Genomic DNA, 20,014 nt, shown 5'->3' on the forward strand with positions numbered 1-20,014 from the left:
GACACGCAGGATGACCACAGGAACGGATGTCGGGATTGGGTCGCGACGGTCCCGGGCGAGACGCTGCGCTTCGCACGGAGCGAACCCGTACGCGCGTTACGACAGAGATCGTCGAGCGGCAGATCGGCCTTGGGGAGCGCCTGAGAAACCGTTCGTTTAAACTTCGTGGCTAAGACGACGCGATGCCGACGTCCTCCCCAGCGCCCATAACGGCACCATCCGACCATGGGCATAATGCACTGGCGCGTGCCGTCCGGGGGTGTCGACGGCATCTGGTCTTCGCCGGTCTGTTCTCCGGCCTCGTGAACATCCTCTACCTCGTGCCGTCGATCTTCATGCTGCAGGTGTATGACCGGGTCGTGCCCACGCGGGGCGGGACGACGTTGCTGCTGCTGACGCTGATCCTCGTGCTGGCGCTGGTCGTGTTCGCGATCCTCGACGCGGTGCGCATGCGGTTGCTGTTGCGCGCCAGCATGCGGCTGGAGCGTCAGGCGGCACCGGGGATCCTGCTGCGGATCCTCGGCACCGATGGCGCGACGACCGGCCAGCGCAGCCAGGCGATGCGCGATTTCGACACGGTGCGCGGGACCCTGACCGGGCCGACGATCATCGCGCTGTTCGATGCGCCCTGGGCGCCGATCTATATCGGCATCGCGTTCCTGCTTCACGTCTGGATCGGCGTGCTTGCGCTGGTGAGTGCGCTGCTGCTCGGCGGGATCGCGATCCTCAGCGACCGCGTGACCGCGGGGGCCGCGCGCGACACGCAGGCCCGGGCGGTTCTCGCGACGCGCGAACAGGATGTGTCGATCCACGGATCGGAGGTCGCGCGGGTGATGGGGATGCGCAACGCGCTGATCACCCGGCACTTGCTGGAGCGCGCCGAGCTCGTCCGCCGCCAGGCCGCGCTCGCCGGCACGTCGGGGCAGTTTCTCGCGATCACCAAGTTCCTCCGCCTGCTGCTCCAGTCCCTCGCGCTCGCGCTCGGCGCGCTGCTGGCGATCCGGCAGGATATTTCGGGCGGCGCCATCTTCGCGGCGTCGCTGCTGCTGGGGCGGGCACTTCAGCCGGTCGAGCAGATCCTCGGGGCGATGAAGCCGCTCGCTGCCGCGCGCAACGCCTTTCGCGATCTCGATGCGTTCTGCCGGATGCCGGGGCCCGCGATCGACGCGACGACGCTGCCCGTGCCGACCGGCCAAATCGACGTCCGCGGTATCACGGTGCGCGCGGAAGGCAGCGACCGCGCCTTGCTGTCGGACATAAGTTTCGCCGTCGCGCCCGGCGAGATCGTCGCGCTGGTCGGCCCGAGCGGCGCGGGCAAGTCGACGCTGCTGCGCGTGTTGTCGGGTGCGCTGTCGCCGGACGCCGGCGAGGTGCGGATCGACGGTGCGAGTCTCGCGGACTGGAACCGTGAACAGCTCGGCCGGCACGTCGGCTACATGCCGCAATCGCCGTCGCTGTTCCCGACCACGGTGCACACCAACATCTCGCGGTTCCAGTCGGTGCTGGCGGGCGAGAGCGAGCAGCTCGACGCCGCAGTGGTCGAGGCGGCACAGGCGGCGGGTGCGCATGAGGTGATCCTGGGCCTGCCCAATGGCTATGCAACGATGCTGAGCATGGCGGACGGGTCGGGGCTGTCGGCGGGGCAGAACCAGTCGGTCGCGCTGGCGCGCGCACTGTTTGGTACGCCGACGATCCTGTTCCTCGATGAGCCCAACGCGCATCTCGACAGCGATGGTGAGGCGCGGCTGGTGACGACGCTCTCGACCCTTCGCGCTCGCGGCGCAACGGTGATCGTGTCGACGCATCGGACCGGGCTTCTGCAGGCGGTCGACAAGATCATGGTGCTGCGTAACGGCACGATCCAGCTGTTCGACGACCGCGCCAAGGTGTTGCGCCCGGCCAATGCCGCGCCCGTCGCGGCGACCGGAGGCGCACGATGATCCACGCCGAACTGGCCAGCCCGGTCCCCGCCGCCGGTGGCGCAAGCCTCGCGGATCGCCTCCGCCTCGATGACTCCCCGCGGCATGCGATCCTGGTCGGCGGGCTGGTCGCGATCCTGTTCTTTGTCGTGGGGCTCGGCTGGGCGGCGTTCGCGCGGCTCGATGCGGCGGCGGCGGGCGAGGGGCAGGTGGTCGTCGCGGGCAATCGCCAGACCGTCCAGCACCGCGAGGGCGGGATCGTCGCGGCGATGGCGGTGCGCGACGGCCAGCACGTCCGTGCAGGCGACGTCCTGTTCCGGCTCGAAGGCGCCGAAGTCACCGCCAGCGAGCGTGCGCTGGCCGCCAGCGTCATCGACCTCCAGGCGCAACGGGCCCGGCTCGAAGCGGATGTTCGCGGCGGCGCGGTCGTCTGGCCCGCGGATTTCGCGTCCGCACAGGGCGACGACCTTCGTCTCGTCGAGCGGGCGAAGTCGCTCCAGCTTGCGCAGCGGTCGGCACGCTCGGCCGCGCTCGCCGCCAATGGCGCGGTCCTCCGCCAGCAGGAGGCGACCGTCGCGCAGCAGACGACCGGCTTCAACGCGCAGGCGCAGGCGACCGCCCGGCAGCGCGCCTCGCTCCGCCAACAGCTCGACAGCACGCGGGCGCTCGCCGACCAGGGCTATGTGTCGCGCAACACGGTTCGCGCGATCGAACGTTCGATCCAGCAGCTCGACGGGACCGACGCCGACTATGTCTCACGCTCGGCGGCCGCGCGTGAGCAGATCGGCCAGACCCGCGCGGAAGGCGTTCAGACCCGCCGCAAATATGTCGAGGAGAGTGCGACTTTGCTGCGCGACACGCAGTTCCAGCTGAACGAGGTTTTGCCCAAGCTGGCCGCGGCGCGCGAACAGCTGGCGCGCACGATCATCCGTGCGCCGGTGGCGGGCCGCGTGGTCGGGCTGCGTGTATTCTCGGTGGGGGGCGTGATCCAGCCGGGCCAGGCGATCCTCGACATCGTCCCCGACGCCGCGCCGCTTGTGGTGCGCGCAAATTTCTCGCCGGGCGACATCGACGGGGTGTTTGCCGGGCGCGAGGCGGAGGTAAAGTTCCTGTCGCTGCACGAACGCGACCTGCCGATCCTGCTCGGCACGGTTCGTACGGTCTCCGCGGATTCGCTTCGCGACGAGCAGACCGGTCGCAGCTATTTCAGTGCGGAGGTCACCGTGCCGCGTGCTCAGATCGCCAAGATCGAGGCGGTGCGCGGTCGCGACACGGGGATCCGCGCGGGCGTACCGGTCACCGTCCTCGTCAAGCTGCGGTCGCGGACTGCACTCGACTATCTGCTCGATCCGTTGACCGAGGCCTTTTCACGGTCGCTTCATGAGCGCTGAGAGGATCTGCCTCGCCGTCGCCATGCTGCTGGTGCCGGCCATGCCCGCGCGCGCGCAGACGGCACAGGAGGCAGCAACCGCAGCGCCCGAGACGCTGGGGCAGGCAATCGCCGATGCCTATAGGAGCAACCCCTCGCTGGAGGGACAGCGCGCCCAGCTTCGCGCGCTCGACGAGCAGATCGTCCAGGCGGGGGCCGCGTACCGGCTGACCGCGGGCATCAACATGACGCTGCAATATCAGTCGCAGGACCAGCGCGGGCTGCTCGGCGACTTCGATACGGCGCGGGGGCGGACCCTGGGGGCGTCGCTGACCGCATCGCAGATCCTGCTGAACGGCGGGCGGACCGCGGCGCAGGTGTCGGCGGCCGAGGCGACCGTCCTCGCCGGGCGTGAACGCCTGCGCGAGGCGGAGAACACGATCCTGCTCGAAGTCGTCGATGCGTTCGTTTCGGTGCGGCGCGACCAGGCGCTGGTGGCGATCCAGCAACGCTCGCTCGACTCCTATGGGCGACAGGTGACCCAGGCGATCGCACGCGAACGGGGTGGCGACCTGACCCGCACCGACATTGCGCAGGCCGAGGCGCAGCGCGAGATCATCCGCGCGCAGCTGGCGCAGGCCACGGTCAATCTCCAGGCAAGCCGCGGCCGGTTCGCGGCGGTCGTCGGGCGTAATCCCGGGACGTTGCTCTTGCCGCCGACGCTGCCCGGCCTGCCGCGCTCGCTCGATGCCGCGTTCGCCGTGGTGGAGAAAGAGAGCCCGAGCCTGTGGCAGGCGATCCTTGCCACCAGGGCGGGGGACGCGCGGATCGCGGCCCAACGCGCTGAACGTGCGCCGATCGTCGCGCTGTCGGGCAGCTATGGCTATGGAAGCCCCTATTCCTACCGCTTGCGCGATGCCGGTGCGCAGGCGACCGGCGGAGTCACGGTGACGATGCCGCTGTTGACCGGGGGCGTGATCGGCTCGCGCGTCCGGGCCGCGGTCGCCGAACGCCAGCAGCTCGGGTTCGAGGTCGAGACGGCGCGGCGCGCCGCACTCGCCAATGCCCAGAACGCCTGGAACCAGGCGGTGGCGGGTGGCGAACAGATGGCGGCGGGGCAGCGCGCGACCGAGGCGGCGGAGTCGGCGCTCACCGGGGTTCAGCGCGGGTTCGCGGAGGGATTTCGCTCGAATTTCGAGGTGCTGGACTCGGAGCAGCGCCTGCTGACCGCGCAACTCGTGTTCGTCAACGCGACCTATGGAGCCTATGCCGCCGAGGCGCGGCTGTTGGCGACGCTGGGGCGATTGCAGGCGGCGGCGATCGATCAGGCGGTGCCGACCTATGATCCGGCGCAGAACACGCGGGTGGTGCGGGCCAGGACATTCGGACCGTTCGATCCGGTGCTCGCGCCGATCGACCGTGCGCAGAAGCCCGCTGGCACCGCCCCGGCGGCACCCGTAATCGCGCCCGCCACCGACGCGCGGATCAGGCCGGCGGCCGTCCAGGCCTTGCCAGGGCCGATCGGCAATGTGCTGCCGATCGCGCCGGTTCCGGTGCTTGCGGGTCCGGTCGCGGCCGATCTGAGCGATGCGGTGGTCACGAGCGGGAGATGATCCGATCCGGCCCACTCGCGTCGGCTACCGCTGGATCAAGGTTTCGTAGAGTTTCGCATAGGCCCCGATGATCGTGTCGTGATCATAGTCGCGGCGGACGCGTTCGCGCATGGTTTCGCCCATTGCCGATCGCATTGCCGGATCGCCCGCGATCGCGAGGATCCCCGCCGCGGTCGCTGCCGGATTGACCAGCGGCGTGACGATGCCGCCATGGCCTGAGTCCGCCCCGCCGCGTCCCTCGATCATCTCGCGGCAGCTGCCGACATCAGGCGCGACGACCGGAATCCCGCAGGCGCCGCCTTCCAGGATCACCAGCGGTTGCGCTTCGGAAAGGCTGGTGAGCACGAGCAGATCGATCTTTGCCATCCAGTCCTCGATCCGCACGCGCCCGGCGAAGTGGAAGACCGGCGACAGGCCCAGATCCTCGACCAGTCGCGAGCATTCCGCGGCATATTCCGGGTCCTCATCCTCGGGGCCGAGCACGACGAAGCGGATGTCGGGGCGTTCGGCATGCGCGATTGCGGCGGCGCGGATGAACGTCTTCACGTCTTTGATCGGGACCACGCGGCCGAGCAATGCGACCAGCGGGTGTGCCGGATCGCGCTGGTCGGGGAGTGCGGCGAACCGCTTTGAATCGATCCCGTTGGGGATGACGCGGACCCGGTCGGCGGCCGCACCCAGCCGGCGCTGGACCGCCGTATTCTCGCCGTACAGCGCCACGATCGGATCGCAGCTGTCATAGCAGGCGGTCGCATAGCTGGTGAAGGCACGGACCCAGAGGTCGCGCAGATCGCGCACGCTGCGTTCGAGCTCGAGCCCGGTGTCGACCTGATCGCCGATCCAGTCCGCCATCATCACCTCGATCTGGCGTTCGAGCAGGTAGATGCCGTGTTCGGTGATGAACGCCGGGCGCCCGGTCTCGCGCGCGGCGCGGGCAGCGACCAGGCCTGCGAACCCGGTCGAGATCGTGTGATACGCCTTGGCGCGCGGCAGGGGCGCGGTCAGGACCGCGAGCAACCCGCCGAGCAGCACGCGCATCGCCCAGAAATAATGGTGGAACGAGGCCTTCGGCAGCATCGCCTGATAATGGCGCCTGAGCCGTGCAAAAACCGCCGGGTGCGACAGGATGTCACCGGGGGCAAGCGGTCGCGCGATGCCGCCGATCACGTCGATCAGCGTCGCGAGCCGGTCCGCGCCACCGGTCGCGACGAACGCGACCAGCGCGTCGGCGATCGGCACCGCGATCCGATCCGGGATTGAGCGCGGCATCGCCGGCGCGGGCGCCAGGCCGATTTCGACCACCGCGACGACGTTGGGCGGCGGGGCGAGCTGGAACGCGAGCAGCCCGGCACCCGGCTTGATCGCGGCGATCACGAACCGGACGTCGGGCAGATGCGTGATCAGATCCTGCAGCCAGCCCGATACGCCGCCGATCACATAGGGATAGGCGCCCTCGACGATCAGGCAGATGTCGGCGTCCGGCATGTCGAGCGACGCGTGCCGGGACGTTTCGGCCAGGGCGGACAGCGGGATCATGCCACCGCGCCCGTCAGCCACCAGTTTGCCAGCGTCGATGCGCCGCGGTCGTTCGCGCCGGTTGGAGCATCGGTCCGGTCCACCGAGGCCTGGATCGCGGTCGCCATCCGGTCGATCGCGTCATAATCGCCCGCGGCCCAGAACGCCTCGATCATCAACGCATCGCGCGTGTCCGCATGCCGGTCGTCCGCCCCGTCCGATCCCGCAGCGGCCATCGTCGCAACCGCGTCCTCGCGCAGGTGGAGGCGCTGTGAATCGGACAGCAGCACATCCGAACGCGCGTGGTCCCCGAGCAGCCGCGCCAGGTTCGTCGCGGCGTCCGGATCGCCGCCATCGGCAACGCGGGCTGACAGCCGTGCACGGGCGAGCACCAGATTTTCCGCGACGCGCGCCGACGCGGCCGCCGCAAGCGCGCGGATCGTCTGGTCGCTGTCGGTCAGCGCCAGCGCGATGAGCGGCGACAGCGCGGGCTCGAACGACCGCACCACGGTCTCCAGTGCCCGCCGCCGCTCGGCGACCGCGCCGTGACGCATGATCGTGACGAGCGAGCTCAGCGTATCGGGGGTGGCATGATGAACCCGCCCGTCGAGCATGCGGGCCACCGCGAGACTCGCGCCGCGCTGTGCGGAGCGCCCGGCAACAGGGCCGAACATTTCGTCGTCGCTCCGGTGGGCGGCAGGTCTGACCAAGCGAGCAAGGGGCAGGGCAACGAGCAGGCCAAGCGGGCCCGTCACACCCAGCATCGCCGCCGCAAAACCGGCCGCCGCGCCGCTGCGGAGCCACAAAATGAGCCCAATTCCGCTAGCCACGGCATGGACTGCGAGCGCCCAGCCGGCCGCAAGTTCGAAAAGCCAGCACGCCGTCAGGACGACCATCTCCAGCAGCGCGAGCGCAGCAAGGCGGCGGATCACGCGACCAGCCCGGCAGCTCTGACCGGGCGCTGGGTCGCGTGCAGCGTATCAGCGAGCAGCGGCGTCAGCCACACGGCGATCTCGGTCAGTTCGGCGGTACGGCTCGCGTTCAGCGTCTCGAACGGCAGTGTGTGAAGGACGAGGCACCCGACGACCTCGCCGGTCTCGCGATCGGGCAGGGCGATCGCGGCGACGCCGATACCGTCGAGCAGGCTACGATCGCTGCGCTTCGCGACGTGCAGGATCCCGTGGGGCCGTGCCATCCGCTCCATCAACGTCGCTGGCAGGGTGTCTCGCCGTCCCGCGGTGACCGGCCCTCGGATCCATGCGCGGGCCTCGGCACCTGTAATGCGGTAGCAGGTGAAGTCGGGGGTCCGCGCGGCAAGTGCGATCAATTCGCCGATCGCGCCGCGTCGTTCGGCAAGGTCCTGCGAACAGAGTCGCGCGGCCGTCTCGATCGCATGGCCGACGGTATGCGCCTCGGTCGCGATCTGCACCTGCAACAGCCGGTTGGTCCGCGACAGCGCGGCAAACGCCTCGGTCAGCCGTGCCAGGTTCCGCGCCGCAACCCCGCCGCGCTTTTCCAGCCGATCGTGCCGTGCGGTCCGCATGATCGTCACCTCGCCAATGACTCCGGCAGCGACGAACCACATCAATGGCTGGAGCGACAGATGGAACAGATGGTCGAGATAGTCGCGCGCGCCCGTGTCGTCGTGGACATGCGCGAGCCATAGCCCCGACGCGATGGCGGCGGCGACGACGCCGGGGCCGGTGCCATAGGCGAGCGCCATCACCAGCACCGGCAGCCAATAGGGGTTGGGCTGGACGCGCGTGAAGCCGGTTTCGCCCGTTAGCCACCAGTCGAGCGCCGCCAGCGCGGCGGAGGTGAGCGCGATCTCCAAGGCAATCCGCAAGGGGCGTCGCCACCGGGCCTGCCATTTTGGCGCAGCGTCGTCGTGCGTCACTGCGTATCCCCGAGGCTGCGTGTCAGCAGCGCGCGCGCATAAAGCTGGCGGCCGGCAAAGCCCTGCCGCGCGATCGACGTGATGCCGCCGCTGCCCTCGACCCGCCACGCGACCGCGATCGGGGCGGCGAGACCCAGGCTGGCGGTGGGGCCATCGCCGCCGAACCGATCGACGGTCCAGCCGACCAGCGCAGTCATCTGCACCGCGCCGACCGCGCCGCTGGCAAGGCCCTGGATGGTGTGGTTCTCGCGGGTGGCCAGCGGAATGACGGCAAGACGGTCTGCGCCAAGCTGCATACGCTGAACATATTCCGCGTCGAAGCGGTAGGTCAGCCCGAGCGCCGGGAACTGGCGGCGAATGAGATAATCCACCCCGGCGCTCGCGACGATGGTGTCGCTTGCACCGCTACCGGTTGCGAGGCCGTACCGGTAGGCGCCGAAATCTCCTTGCGCGACCACGCCCGGCGTCAGGCGGTAGGTGACGCCGATCAGCGCGCGCGAGAGATATCCTCCCGCCAGCACCTGCGCCGGGGTCGAATAGTCCGGCATGTGGCGGCTCAAGGTCGCGCGGAACTGCGCGTCGGCGGCCCCTGCCGTAATCCTGGCACCGCCACCCGTCACCGCATCGTCGAGCGCGGCGGAGGCGAAGAGCTGGATGCGGACCGCGCCGTCGAACGCTGCGGCCAGCGAGGCGTCGACGACGGTGTCGCCGGATCGCACGGTCGGCGCGGCGGTGGCGACGTTGCTGACGAGATGGCGAACGCCGCCTCCCACGTCGAGCGTGCCGCCGACCGCTGCGTCGATCCGCGCGGCGAACTCTGTCTGCGCGAGGTCGCTGCCGTCACGCGCGGTGACGCCGATGCTGGCGGCCCCCGCCGCGGCGGCGATCGTACGCCGTGCGGTCAGGTCGTCTGCCTTGAGCACGCGGTACTCGCGCGCCGCGCCGCGGACGTCGCCCTGCGCGAGACGCGTGTCGGCGAGCAGACGGGCGGCGCGTCGGTCGGCCGGATAGCGCTGTGCAAGGCTCGTCGCCGCGCGCAGGGCCGATCCCGGATAGCCGGCGGCCACGTCCGCCTCGATTGCGGCCAGTGCGGCGTCGGACGCGCTGTCGTCGGTAGCCTCGAGCAGTGCGCCGTCCGCGGGTGGAGAGAAGGCGAGCGCGACGACCGGGCCCGTCTGCCGCCAGCGCATCGTCCAGCCCGCCGCGGGACGGAGGACCAGGCTGTCGTCGTTCCAGCGCAGATCGCCGATCGCGTCGCCCGCCGCCTCGCGGAACGCAGCGAGCCGCGCCGGCGCGATCGGTCGATCGAACCGCGCGACCAGTTCGCCGTCACGATCCTCGATCCGGACGACGGCGTCGTCGGGCCAGACGAGCCGGGACTCGGACGTGACGATCCGGCCATCCGCAAAGACGGTCAGGGGTATGGTCAGCACCGGCGCATCCGCGAGGCAGAAGAACAGGATGATCACTGCGCCAGCACCGTCCGCGCCCGGCCCGGCTGGCCCTGCGTGATCAGCAGCCGGGCGTGCAGCGCGGCGAGCGATCGGTCCTGCGGCGTTTCGGATCGCAGCGTCTCGACCAATTTCACTGCCTCCGCCCGACGCCCGAGCTTCTCGAGCACTTCCGCGCGCGCCCTGCTGTCGGCGGGAGTCTGGGCGAGCGCGCGTTCGAGCCAGGGGCGTGCCCCACGCACACCATTGATCCGCGCTTGCACGTCGGCCATCAATCGCAGCGCGGGCAGATCGGTCGGGGTGGTCGCGAGATGCGCGTCGAGCCATTGTCCCGCGGCCTTCGCATCGCCCGCGTTCCACGCTGCCCAGGCGAGATCGAGCTGATCGCGCGGCGCAGCAATCCCGGCCGCGACACGGCGTTTCGTGATCGTCGCCGCCTGTGCCGGATCGATCCGCGCGGGCGCCGCAGCGGACACGGCGCGGACCTGATCGGGGGACAGCGTGCGGCCGTCGAGCAAGGTCGCCAGCACCGTTCGACCAGCGGCGTCACTGCCCGACGTGCGCGCCAACGACAGCCGCATCAGCATCACGTCAGTCTCGTCCGCAAGCGGATGCCGGGACACGAATGCGAGCGCCGCGCCCGGTTGATCGCGTTCGGCATAGCAGGCCAGCCAGCTGCGCTGCCGGGTCGCGCTGCCTTGCAGGCTCTGCTGTTTCAGCCAGGCGAGATCGTCGGATCCGGGACGCGGGCCCATCAGGTACAGCAGCCGCTGCGCTGCCGGCGCTGTTGGTGCGAGCCCGGCCGCCGCACGCCGCAGCACCGCCGTTGCATCCCCGCGATACCCGGCCGCTACCAGCCGCTCCGCAATCTGCTCTAGCGGCGCACCGGGCGCGGCCGCATGTGCGAGCAACTCGGTCCGCAGACCGGCACGGTCGCCCGCTTCGGTCAGGATGGCCTCGCGCGCCGCCTGGCGTTGCTCGACGGGGAGGTAGCCTGCTGCCCGCAAGCCTGCCGCGGTATCCTTGGAACGCGCCGCCACCCGGATGGCGAGCCAAGGGTCTGCGGCGCGCCAGTTCGCGGTCGTCGTGGTGTCGAGCAACGCGATCAGATCGCGCCGCCCGGCCTTGTCGGCCCGCCGCGCGAGATCCAGCGCCAGCGCGGGATCGGGCGGCGGGATGACGTGGTTCGCCGCCGCCACGATCACCAAGTCGGGTCGATCGATCGCATAGGCCGCCGCGACGATATCCGCGGCGGGCAGGGGGCCGCGCTTCTCCGCCGCACGCGCGACCAGCGCGACGGCGTTCGCATCGTGTCCGGTCTGGTGAAGCAGGTCGACCCGGAGGCGCCACGTCGCTGCGGCCGCACCATCGGGCCGGGCCGCAAGATAATCGAGCGCAACCGCCGGTCGCTTCGCAGCGACCAGATCATAGGCGACCTGCAGCGTGGACACCGGCTGGCCCTCTGCGATCAGCCGCGTCGTGAGCGCGGCGAGCGTCGCTGCGTCCGCAGTCGCGATCTGCGCCGTGATCGACGGATGCGCAGGCGGCAGCACCGGCGATGCTGGCGCGGCGGGCATAGAACTGCGCGCGGCCGAAACCGGTACCGGCTGCGCGCGACGAACGGCGGGAAGGATTTCACGCTCCTTCGGCAACAGCATCAGCCCGCCCGCGAGCAGACCGATCCCGGTCAGCGCGGGCAGGAGGAGCGCGAGCCGTGCGCGGTGGCGGTCGATCCTCACCCCGCCGGCTCCGGCATGAGCCGGTCGAGCGCCAGGGTCGCGACATAGGGGCTGAACCCCGCCGCCCGCTCGCGCGCATACAGTGCCGTGACCTGTTTCGTATCCCCCGGATTCCAGTAATCCAGCGTCATCAGCGCCAGCGCCGGGTTCCGCGCCTGTGCGGTGCGCAGGCGACCCGCTTGCCAGGCCCAGTCCGAATCGCTCAGCAACTCATAGTGTTTGGCCGTGAAATTCCACCGCGACGCCATCGCCTCGCCGAGCAGATAGTCGATCTTCGGCGCGACGTCGGGCAGCAGCGCATAGCCGCGGTTGAGCATGATGCGGATCTGGGGGAAGCGCGCGCGCACAGCGGCGATCAGCGATACGCCTGCCGTTACCATGCCCTTGTTGGCCACCGGATCCTGCTGTTCCATCGCCTCGGCATTATCCATCGTATCGATGAAGATTCCGTCATAGCCGAGCGCGAGGATCGCGGGGACGAGCCGGTCGAGCACCGCTGCCCGCCACGCCGGATGACGCAGGTCGGCGAGCCGCGCATCGGGCCAGTTGGGGTTGGCGGCCTTGAGCGCGCCGGCCTTGTCCAGCGCGGCGAAATAGGGTCGGTTGCGTTCGACTTCCCCGAAGCTGACATAGCCGAGCAGCGTGCTGCCCGGGCCACGAAGCGCCGCGATCGGCCGCGCGTGATGCGGCTCGAGGACCAGCAGCGCGCAGCCGCGTGCCAGCACGGGGTCGGTCGCAGCCCCGTAATCGACGCCCCAGCGCAAGGCGGCGTTCGCGGACGGTCCGGGCGCAGCGTCCGACTGGTGGCGGCCGCCCAATGCCCAGCCGGCCGCGCCGAGCGCGAGCAGCCTCTGGACTACCCCGCGGCGGCGCATATCCGTAAATCCCGTCACAACAGACGTCCTCCATGCCCCACGACGGAGGGATTGTTGCCGACGAACAGCAGATAGGTGAGGTTGACCGTGGCTTCAGCGACCAGCGCGAGGCCGACTGACGCCCCGACGACGGCGCCGGCCATATAGCCCCAGCCGAACGCCGCGAACCCCGTGTCCCATTGGAGAAGCGTCGCGAGTCCGCTGCCGATGGCGAAAGCCGTCCAGGTCAGCAGGATCCGCCCGAACAGGTCATAATAGGCCAGCACGACCGTGGCCGCGATCACCACGAGGTGGAAGACGGTGCCAAGCGCGGTCTGGCGAAACGCGAAGACCGCGCGTGCGTCCGCGCCGATCAGCTCGAACAGCGGCACCGCGAACACCCAGGCGAGCGCCGCGACGAGGGCCTGCACGAGCAGCATGATCCGCAGCCCGTCGAACATCGTCCGCGCCAGGTCACTGCGCGCCTCCTCGATACGCTGCAGCGTCGAGGTGCCGGTACACCGGACGATCATGTCGCTGAATGCGCGATCGAACCGCGTCTCGGCGACGATCAGCAACAGCGTCAGGCCCGGCACCATCGTCAGCAGCCCCAGAAAGCTGCCCTGATCGTTGATCGGGTTCAGCCGGAGCAGTCCGATCGCGCGAATGCTCTGCGGCCCCGTCCACAGGAGCCATTTGTCGATCCAGATCGCCGCGACCCCCGCAATGCCCGCCGCGGCGACGATCCATGCGAGGCGCGGCGCCATCGCGTCTTGCGTCGGCAAGACGGGCGTGGTGGAGAAATGTCGGCGGATCACCGCCATGATCGCGGCGAGCGTCAGGCCGACGCCCCCGGCAATGATTGCAAGCACGGCAGAGACGCCAGGCCTTGGAAGGAGCGCCAAGAGCAGCGTCGCGACGCCGATGCCGAGCAGATAGGCGAGGGGTATCGCTCGGTACCGACGCAATGCGGTGAGCAGTGGCGCGGCGATCCAGACCTGCGTCAGCCAGGCGAGGATCAGCGTCGCGAGCGCGGCCTCGCCAAGCGGAAGCCCGGCAAGGGTTCCGAACACGATCGTCCCGATCGCCAGCGCGATCCCGCCGCCGGCCGCCAGCGCGACCAGCATGATGCCCGACACGCCGCCTGCGTCCCGCGCGAAGATCCGATCCGCGGCGATCCGCGTCGCGAGGATGCCGACCGGCGCCGCAGCGAGCGCGGACAGGCTGAACGCATAGACGAGGATCGTCTGGACGGTCCGCGCGCCGCGTGCGCCGAGATGCGTACCCAACCAGTGGGTGAGCAACGCCATCGCGACCGCGGTGATCAACCACGGTCCCGCGCTGATCACCGCACCGAATGCAGCGGCGCCGACGATTCCGCCGACACCGCCCTCGCGCGCGGTTTTCGCTAACTGGAAGCCTATGCCCGCCATAACTTCGCCGGCCTATGGCGCAGCTTACATGAAGAAATCGTTCGCGGTCAGCACATGTTGACCGGCCAGCGCGATCGAGAAATCGGCGCCCGCACCGCTGTCGATATTGCCCTCGACCACGGTGAATTCCTTCCCGCCGATCATCTGGTAGCTGTACCGCAGCTGCCCCGGCGCGGTGAATCGCGCGCTCGTGCCGATGAAGCTGAACGCCTGATCGCCGCGCGCGAACAGCGACGTGTTGGCGTCGATCATCGACAGGTCGATCTTGTCCTGCCCGACGGTGAAGTCGGTGATCACGTCGCGCGACGCCGATGCGAGGCTGTCGCCCCTGGCCTCGAACCGGAAGATGTCCGCGCCGGCACCGCCGGTCATCTTGTCCAGGTCGTCGCCACCGATCAGGATGTCGTTGCCGTCGCCGCCGCTCAGGATATCCCTGCCATTGCCCCCGATCAGCGTGTCGTTGCCCGCGCCGCCGTTGAGCGTGTCGTTGCCGAGCCCACCAATGAGCCGGTCGTTGCCGCCGAGCCCGTTGAGCACGTCATTGCCCCAGCTGCCGTCGAGCACATCCTGCTCGCTGGTGCCGTTGATCGTCTCGGAGAATATCGTCCCGGTCTTCGTGATGCCGACCACGTCCGTCACGCCGATCGTCAGCGTCTGCGTGTCGATCGCGCCGCGTGCGTCGGTCGCGACCACCGTCACGGCGTAGATATTGTCGCGATTGGCATCGGTCGGTGCCTCGAAATCGGGCGCGGTGACGAACTTGAGCACACCGGTCGTCGCGTCGATCGAGAAATTTGCGCCGTCGCCGCCAGCACCGATCGAATATTTGATCGAATCGCCCCAGACAATGTTGGCGTCGGTCGCGGTGATCGTCGTCAGTGCCGTGCCGTTCTCGGCGATCGACAGCGATCCCGTCGTCCCGCCGCCGAACGACGTCAGCACCGGATCGACATTCGCCTGATGACCGATCTTCACATCGTGAACGCCGATCGCGCCGAGGTCGATGGTCAGGATCTCGCCGATCTGGCTGGCGATCGTCCCGCCGCTCACCGTCGTCCAGTCGGTGCCGGGCGCCTTCAGATCGACGGTGACCTTGCCCTCGCCTTCGACCGTGAACGCCAGGTCGCGTCCGTCGCCGCTCACCGTCGTCAGCGTCGCGCGCATCGGCAGCGCGGTGATGTGGGTCACGTCGTCCGCCACCGCGCCCATCGTGATCGCATAGGTCCCGCCCGCCTTGGGCAGGAACACGGTGTCCGCGTCATAGGCGTACCAGCCCGCGACACCCTTGATCACCTGGCCGCTGCTCTGGCCGTCGACGTCGAGCGAGAAGCTGCCCGTCGTCGCGCCGACCGTCGCGGTGATCGTGTTGCCGACGACGGTCGAGGTGATCGTCGCATTCTGGAACGCGCTGACCCGGCCTGCCAGATCGGCAAGCGTCACGAACTCCACCCCCGCCGCGGCGGCCTGCGCGATGAAGCTGGTAAACATCTGCATGGTGTACGGGCTGGTCGCGCCATCGCTCGCCCACATGGTCGGGCCGTAATCATGCCACGGCCACACCACGACCGGCGCATCGCCACCGGCGGTCAGCGCGGCGAACTCCTTGGCCCAGATGGCGCTGGCTTCGGCGACGGTCTTCTTCTGGAATTCGATCAGCGAAAAGTCGAACGACGTGTTCGGCGCGATATACACCTTGTCGTCCGCGGCGTTCTGCGGCGTCATATACCCGACCGCGTTGGGATAGCCCGCACCGACGCCCGAATAACCGCCGCTGAGATAGGTCACGTATTTCAGGATTTCCTGGCTCGTCGCGATCTGCTCAGGTGCACCCGGCACCGCGGCACCGCCGACCGTCACGGTCTTGCCGAGATACGCGCTCAGCTGCTTTTCCAGCTCGGCACGCGACTGGCCGAACTCGAACGCGATCTGCGCATCGGTCAGCAGATTGGTGTTCTCGGGATGCGTGTAGCTGTGCGAGCCGACCTCGTTGCCGGCATCGAGCAACGCCTTGTAGACGGGGAGCGAGACCGCCCAGTCGGTTGTCTGACCGTTCGTGGCATCGTTGCCGACATTGACGTAATAGCTGCCGACGAAATTATAGTCGGTCTTCCATTCGGTGAGGATCGGCAGCAGCTTGTCGTAGATGCCGGGCGCGGTACCCGCCGGATTGACCTCTTCGCGCTCCTGGCTCTGGTCCATGTCGACGCGCGACGCGAACAGGCCGCTCTGCCGCGTCATCTGCAATCCGACGGACAGCCCGTTGCCATGGACCGAATAATCGATCGCCTTCTGGAGCAGATTGTCGTCGGCCATCACCGCTTCGCTCGAGAACAGCACGTTGCGCCCGCCGGTCTGCGTCGCGATCGCCGCCGCATAGGTCTGGCCGTTGACCGTCTCGGTCGCGATCGTCGTGCCGGTTCCGCTGACGCTGGTGAACGCATTCCAGCCGATGCCGGTATATTGGCGGATGACCTGCCCGTCGGCATAGCCATCGAGCACCAGCTGTGACGTATCGCTCGCCTTCACGGTCACGTCGGCCGGAAAGCCGCCGGTCACGCGCGTCGCGTCGAACAGCAGCTTCATCCGCGAATAGGAGTCGCCGGCCAGCGCGGCATTGTCCGCGCCGTTGGTCATGAACTCACCCGCCGCGACCAGACCGATGCCGAATTGCGTGGTCGCCTGTTCCAGCGTCTGCGCAATCTGGTCGGCCTTGCCCGCCTCGACGTTGCGGAACGACGGGAAGACGATCGTGTCGTATCTCGCGAGCGTCGCCAGGTTGGTGAGATCGCCTTCGGTCAGGATGTCGAACGGCACGCCCGCCTGCATCGCCTGGCTCTGCGCCGCCATGAACAGCTGCGAATAAGCGGTCTTGCTGAAATAGGCGTTGGCGGTCGTATCGGACCAGACGATCGCGATGCGGTGGGAGGGATCGGCGACGACGCCGGTGTCGTTGAACACGGTGAACGCGGGGTTCGAATAGCTGCCGGGCAGGAATGCGGTGTCGTTGACGTCGTAGATCGTGTCCATCGCGTTCGGATTGCCGATCGCCGCCTTTGGGACCTTGAATTCGACGGTGGTGCGATCCGCCGACCACGCCGCCTGCAGGCCGCTGGCGATCAGCGTCTGCCCCGCCGCGCCGCTGTACAGCGAGACCGTGCCGTCGGCGGCGAAATTGACGTTGAATTCGGCACCGCCTGCGAACCCGAACACCTGATAGCCGGTGGCGGCGTTGCGATCGGTGTTGAGCCACGCGGTGGTGTTTGCGCCGATCGCGGTCGGCGCGGTCATCGCAAAGGCAAAATCCGCGCCGTCGCTGCGGGCATAGATCGCGTAGCCCGCACCGAGGCCACGGTCGATCCGGTCGCCGGCGGTCCAGTCGTTCAGAGCGCCATCAACGATCACTGGTGTTGCGTTCGCCATTCTTCGTCCCCGCCTCGGTCACGAGCTTCATGCGAGGGCCAGGCCGCTCGTCTCGAAGCTCGAGCGTCAACTAGCGAAGACCGTCGGGCTTTCGAACAACTTAGATGAATGGTTAACGCAGAACGTGTATCACCATGGTACGTGATTACTGGCGGTATACCCGAGCGCCGGGGCGGCGGCCTCACGTGCGCGAACCCGGAAGACTGGCAAAGTGCGCCAACGGGTAAGAACATTGATCAGAAGAGCCTATTGGGTCAGCCTAACCTGGTTTAGCCAAGGTGAATTCAATCCGCTGCATCCGAATGACTGGCCACGCCTTGTCGGCTTTGTCCTTGGCCGGCGCGTATCGATAATGTTTTGTCATCGAGGAACAGGCGCCGGTATCGAAAGGCGCAGAGCCGCTCGACGTTATAACCGAACAGCGTCGGATCGCGCCGTCTTCCCCGACCAGATAGGCCAGAGTGACAGCAACGGACCTCCGCCCCGCCGGCAGCTTCGCGACTTCCAGCACGATGTCTGCCGGCACCTTGGGTGTAGGGGTCGAAGCATCGAAGAAGAGCTCCATGTGCCACCGAACCCGCATCCGGTAGACACCGTACATGGCCGACCCGGTCTCGTCCGTAGCGGGCGCATATTTACCCCGCAGCACCCCGGCAGCACACGCCTTCAGGTCCAGATCCTTGGATCCGCTGGTCGAAACAACGCCGCACGTCTGCGGCTTTCCGGTCGGATCGATCAGGATTTCGACCACCGTGTAGCCGCTCTTGCCCGTACCGACTGCGCGCGAGACGTAATCGTCGGACGTGAGCATCTCACTCGCGTTGCGGACGATCACGGGCGTCAGCGTGCCCTGTCCCCCCAGCACGAGCATCACCAGCCAGAACATTCGCCTCTCCCCGTTGCGGATAGTGCTTCGTGGTAGCTGGAACCCCAGGCTGTTGACGCTCGTCTCGCTGGTAGGGTCGCCCACCCGACCCGATGCCCGCAGGTGATATTCTTCCCGGCATCGCACCCAACGGCGATCAGGGTTCCGGCAGCTGAAGCATGATCATCTGACCCTGCCGCGAGCCCGGGGCTCCGCCGGACGAACCGATCGCATTCAAAGGGGTGCCCGTCAGGCGCGGGCGGCATGGTGCGGCGTCCCGTCGCGGCGGAAGACATGGCATAGTGCGACCCGAGACCGGCGGCTACAGACGCCCCTCTATTGGCGTTTAGGCCCAACGGCGCGTCATGGGGCCGGATGACCGTGCGCCATCATGACGTCGAGCTTGCTCTTGGGCATATTGATCAAGAGCCCGTTCTTGTTCTTTGCAAAGGACGGAAAGTCCACCTCGACGCTCCCGATCGCACTCGAGACCACTGCAAAGCCTTTACCGACGGTCTCGATCTTGCCGACGACGAGTCCCTTTGCGTCATGGACTTCCAGCCCCTGAATGATGTCCTTGGGTCCGGCCGGGACCGGCCGCATTGTCAATCGATTGGCGTCGGTAACGCTGACTGCGAAATCCCGGAAATTTTGCTGACGGTTGAATTCCCCCGTACCGCTGTCGTTCGCCCCGACTCCCTGCGCCGAAGGAAATTGTTGTCCCTGGGCTCCGGTTGCCATTGCGAGAACAGATGCGATCATGCCAAGCAAAAGCCCCCGCATTTCATCCCCCCATTATCTTATGTCATCAGTTTATCCTTATTTCATACCGCGGACAATACATCGAGTCAGCTTGGTAGTAATATGCGGCAGGTAATTAAATACAAAACAACTGGCAAATTAACCTGGCAATCAACCATCGAAATAGAGTTGGGATGGCGAAGTATCTGATCTGGCAACCGAACCGGGAATTGCCGAGACGTTCTGGCAGCTGCCGACTTTTGACTTAGCGCCGGTGGCGGGAGAAGAACGCCCACATTGCCTCATTGTCGACGACCGACCAGCTATGCTGCCCGCCGCGCGTCACACGCGCCGCGACGCTCGTGCCGTGCTGACAGCGGGCATAGCCCTGTTCGTAAACCGTCGCGCCGAGGTTGCGGGCATAGGGATCCGAGCAGCCGTTCAGCACGGCCCAGCGTTGCAGCGCGGCGGCCTGTGAATATTGCCAATAGGGCGCGCCGCCGCCGGTGATGGGGTTTGTGGTGTCGGCATCGCCGGCGAAGGCGAGGAGGGGCAGCGGCGCTGTCGAGCGACACGTCGCGGGATCGGCGCGTGACACATCGGATGCGAGGGGGCGTCCGGCACGCAGTCCGACCACCGGCGCGATCGCGGCGAAACGTCGTGCGGCGACGCAGCCCAGCCAGGACGTCATCCGTCCACCACCCGACAAGCCGGTCGCGTATACCCGCGTGCCGTCGACGCAGCCTGTTGCGACGAGCCGGTCGATCAGACCCGTCAGATACCGGACATCGTCGCGTGCATCGCGTGCCGGCATGCTGCCCGTGACGGTCGGGACGCCGGGGATGTTCCAGACGAAGCCGCGATCCGCGGCGATACCGCCATCGGGTGCTGCGACGACGAAGCCGTGGCGATCCGCCGTCTCGGCGAGGTGGCTGTCCCGCAGCATCTCCGCCCCGGTGCCGGTGCTGCCGTGGAGCAGAATCACGAGCGGTACGGGCCCGGTCATGCTCGCGGCAGGAAGGTGAAGCATCGCGCGTTCAGGCAGGGCCTCGATGCTGCCAGGACGGCACTCGGCGCGCGAGACACCCGCAATGAAGCAGAGGGCAAAGGTAATAAGCAGACGAAATACCACCATGTGTCCGATCCTCGACGTCAGCCATCCGCGCTGAAAAGTCCCTGTAATAGCAAGGAACGCGTG

14 protein-coding genes are annotated in these 20,014 nt (G+C 68.1%); 3 read left to right on the plus strand and 11 right to left on the minus strand.

All coding sequences use genetic code 11. From position 1 onward, the window contains the following. The first annotated feature begins 182 nt into the window (after positions 1–182). The 3 genes from J3A66_RS00805 to J3A66_RS00815 are packed head-to-tail and all read left to right on the plus strand — an operon-like array spanning position 183 to position 4,901. Entirely contained in the window at positions 183–1,940 is a 1,758-nt protein-coding gene (locus J3A66_RS00805; RefSeq protein ID WP_209566562.1) for a type I secretion system permease/ATPase, read from the plus strand. Then, on the plus strand, positions 1,937–3,310 hold the full coding sequence (locus J3A66_RS00810; RefSeq protein ID WP_209566563.1) for an HlyD family type I secretion periplasmic adaptor subunit: 1,374 nt from the start codon (positions 1,937–1,939) through the stop codon (positions 3,308–3,310). Before J3A66_RS00805 ends, J3A66_RS00810 begins: the two co-directional genes overlap by 4 nt. Further along, entirely contained in the window at positions 3,300–4,901 is a 1,602-nt protein-coding gene (locus tag J3A66_RS00815; RefSeq protein ID WP_209566564.1) for a TolC family outer membrane protein, read from the plus strand. Before J3A66_RS00810 ends, J3A66_RS00815 begins: the two co-directional genes overlap by 11 nt. Before the next feature lie 24 nt (positions 4,902–4,925). Here the strand turns inward: J3A66_RS00815 and pelF are convergent, their stop codons facing one another. The 11 genes from pelF to J3A66_RS00870 form a co-directional block, all read right to left on the minus strand. Further along, on the minus strand, positions 4,926–6,437 hold the full coding sequence (pelF, locus tag J3A66_RS00820) for a GT4 family glycosyltransferase PelF (RefSeq protein WP_245336650.1): 1,512 nt from the start codon (positions 6,435–6,437) through the stop codon (positions 4,926–4,928). Then, complete coding sequence (locus J3A66_RS00825) at positions 6,434–7,348, minus strand: hypothetical protein (RefSeq protein ID WP_209566565.1); 915 nt, start codon at positions 7,346–7,348, stop codon at positions 6,434–6,436. The genes pelF and J3A66_RS00825 overlap by 4 nt, the downstream gene beginning before the upstream one ends. Beyond that, positions 7,345–8,262, minus strand: coding sequence for a hypothetical protein (locus J3A66_RS00830; RefSeq protein ID WP_209566566.1), 918 nt, complete (start codon positions 8,260–8,262; stop codon positions 7,345–7,347). Before J3A66_RS00830 ends, J3A66_RS00825 begins: the two co-directional genes overlap by 4 nt. Positions 8,263–8,309: 47 nt before the next feature. Continuing rightward, positions 8,310–9,782, minus strand: coding sequence for a hypothetical protein (locus J3A66_RS00835; protein WP_209566567.1), 1,473 nt, complete (start codon positions 9,780–9,782; stop codon positions 8,310–8,312). Beyond that, on the minus strand, positions 9,779–11,503 hold the full coding sequence (locus J3A66_RS00840; protein WP_209566568.1) for a hypothetical protein: 1,725 nt from the start codon (positions 11,501–11,503) through the stop codon (positions 9,779–9,781). The genes J3A66_RS00835 and J3A66_RS00840 overlap by 4 nt, the downstream gene beginning before the upstream one ends. Beyond that, the gene (locus J3A66_RS00845) at positions 11,500–12,396 is read right to left on the minus strand and encodes an endo alpha-1,4 polygalactosaminidase (protein ID WP_348633964.1); all 897 of its coding nucleotides are present in this window, start codon (positions 12,394–12,396) and stop codon (positions 11,500–11,502) included. Before J3A66_RS00845 ends, J3A66_RS00840 begins: the two co-directional genes overlap by 4 nt. Next, positions 12,393–13,790, minus strand: a complete 1,398-nt coding sequence (pelG, locus tag J3A66_RS00850) for an exopolysaccharide Pel transporter PelG (protein ID WP_209566569.1) — start codon at positions 13,788–13,790, stop codon at positions 12,393–12,395. Before pelG ends, J3A66_RS00845 begins: the two co-directional genes overlap by 4 nt. 24 nt (positions 13,791–13,814) lie before the next feature. Next, positions 13,815–17,210: a cadherin domain-containing protein gene (locus J3A66_RS00855; protein ID WP_209566570.1), complete on the minus strand. Its 3,396-nt coding sequence runs from the start codon at positions 17,208–17,210 to the stop codon at positions 13,815–13,817. Positions 17,211–17,469: 259 nt separating this feature from the next. Further along, positions 17,470–18,096 (minus strand): energy transducer TonB, encoded by a 627-nt coding sequence (locus J3A66_RS00860; RefSeq protein ID WP_209566571.1) that lies wholly within the window; start codon positions 18,094–18,096, stop codon positions 17,470–17,472. 342 nt (positions 18,097–18,438) lie between these two features. After that, on the minus strand, positions 18,439–18,837 hold the full coding sequence (locus tag J3A66_RS00865) for a hypothetical protein (protein WP_209566572.1): 399 nt from the start codon (positions 18,835–18,837) through the stop codon (positions 18,439–18,441). A 244-nt stretch (positions 18,838–19,081) separates the two neighbouring features. Then, complete coding sequence (locus tag J3A66_RS00870; RefSeq protein ID WP_209566573.1) at positions 19,082–19,951, minus strand: PHB depolymerase family esterase; 870 nt, start codon at positions 19,949–19,951, stop codon at positions 19,082–19,084. Between the last annotated feature and the right edge of the window lie 63 nt (positions 19,952–20,014).

The organism is Sphingomonas sp. PvP018 (genome assembly GCF_017876865.1).
GTDB classification, from domain to species: domain Bacteria; phylum Pseudomonadota; class Alphaproteobacteria; order Sphingomonadales; family Sphingomonadaceae; genus Sphingomonas; species Sphingomonas aerolata.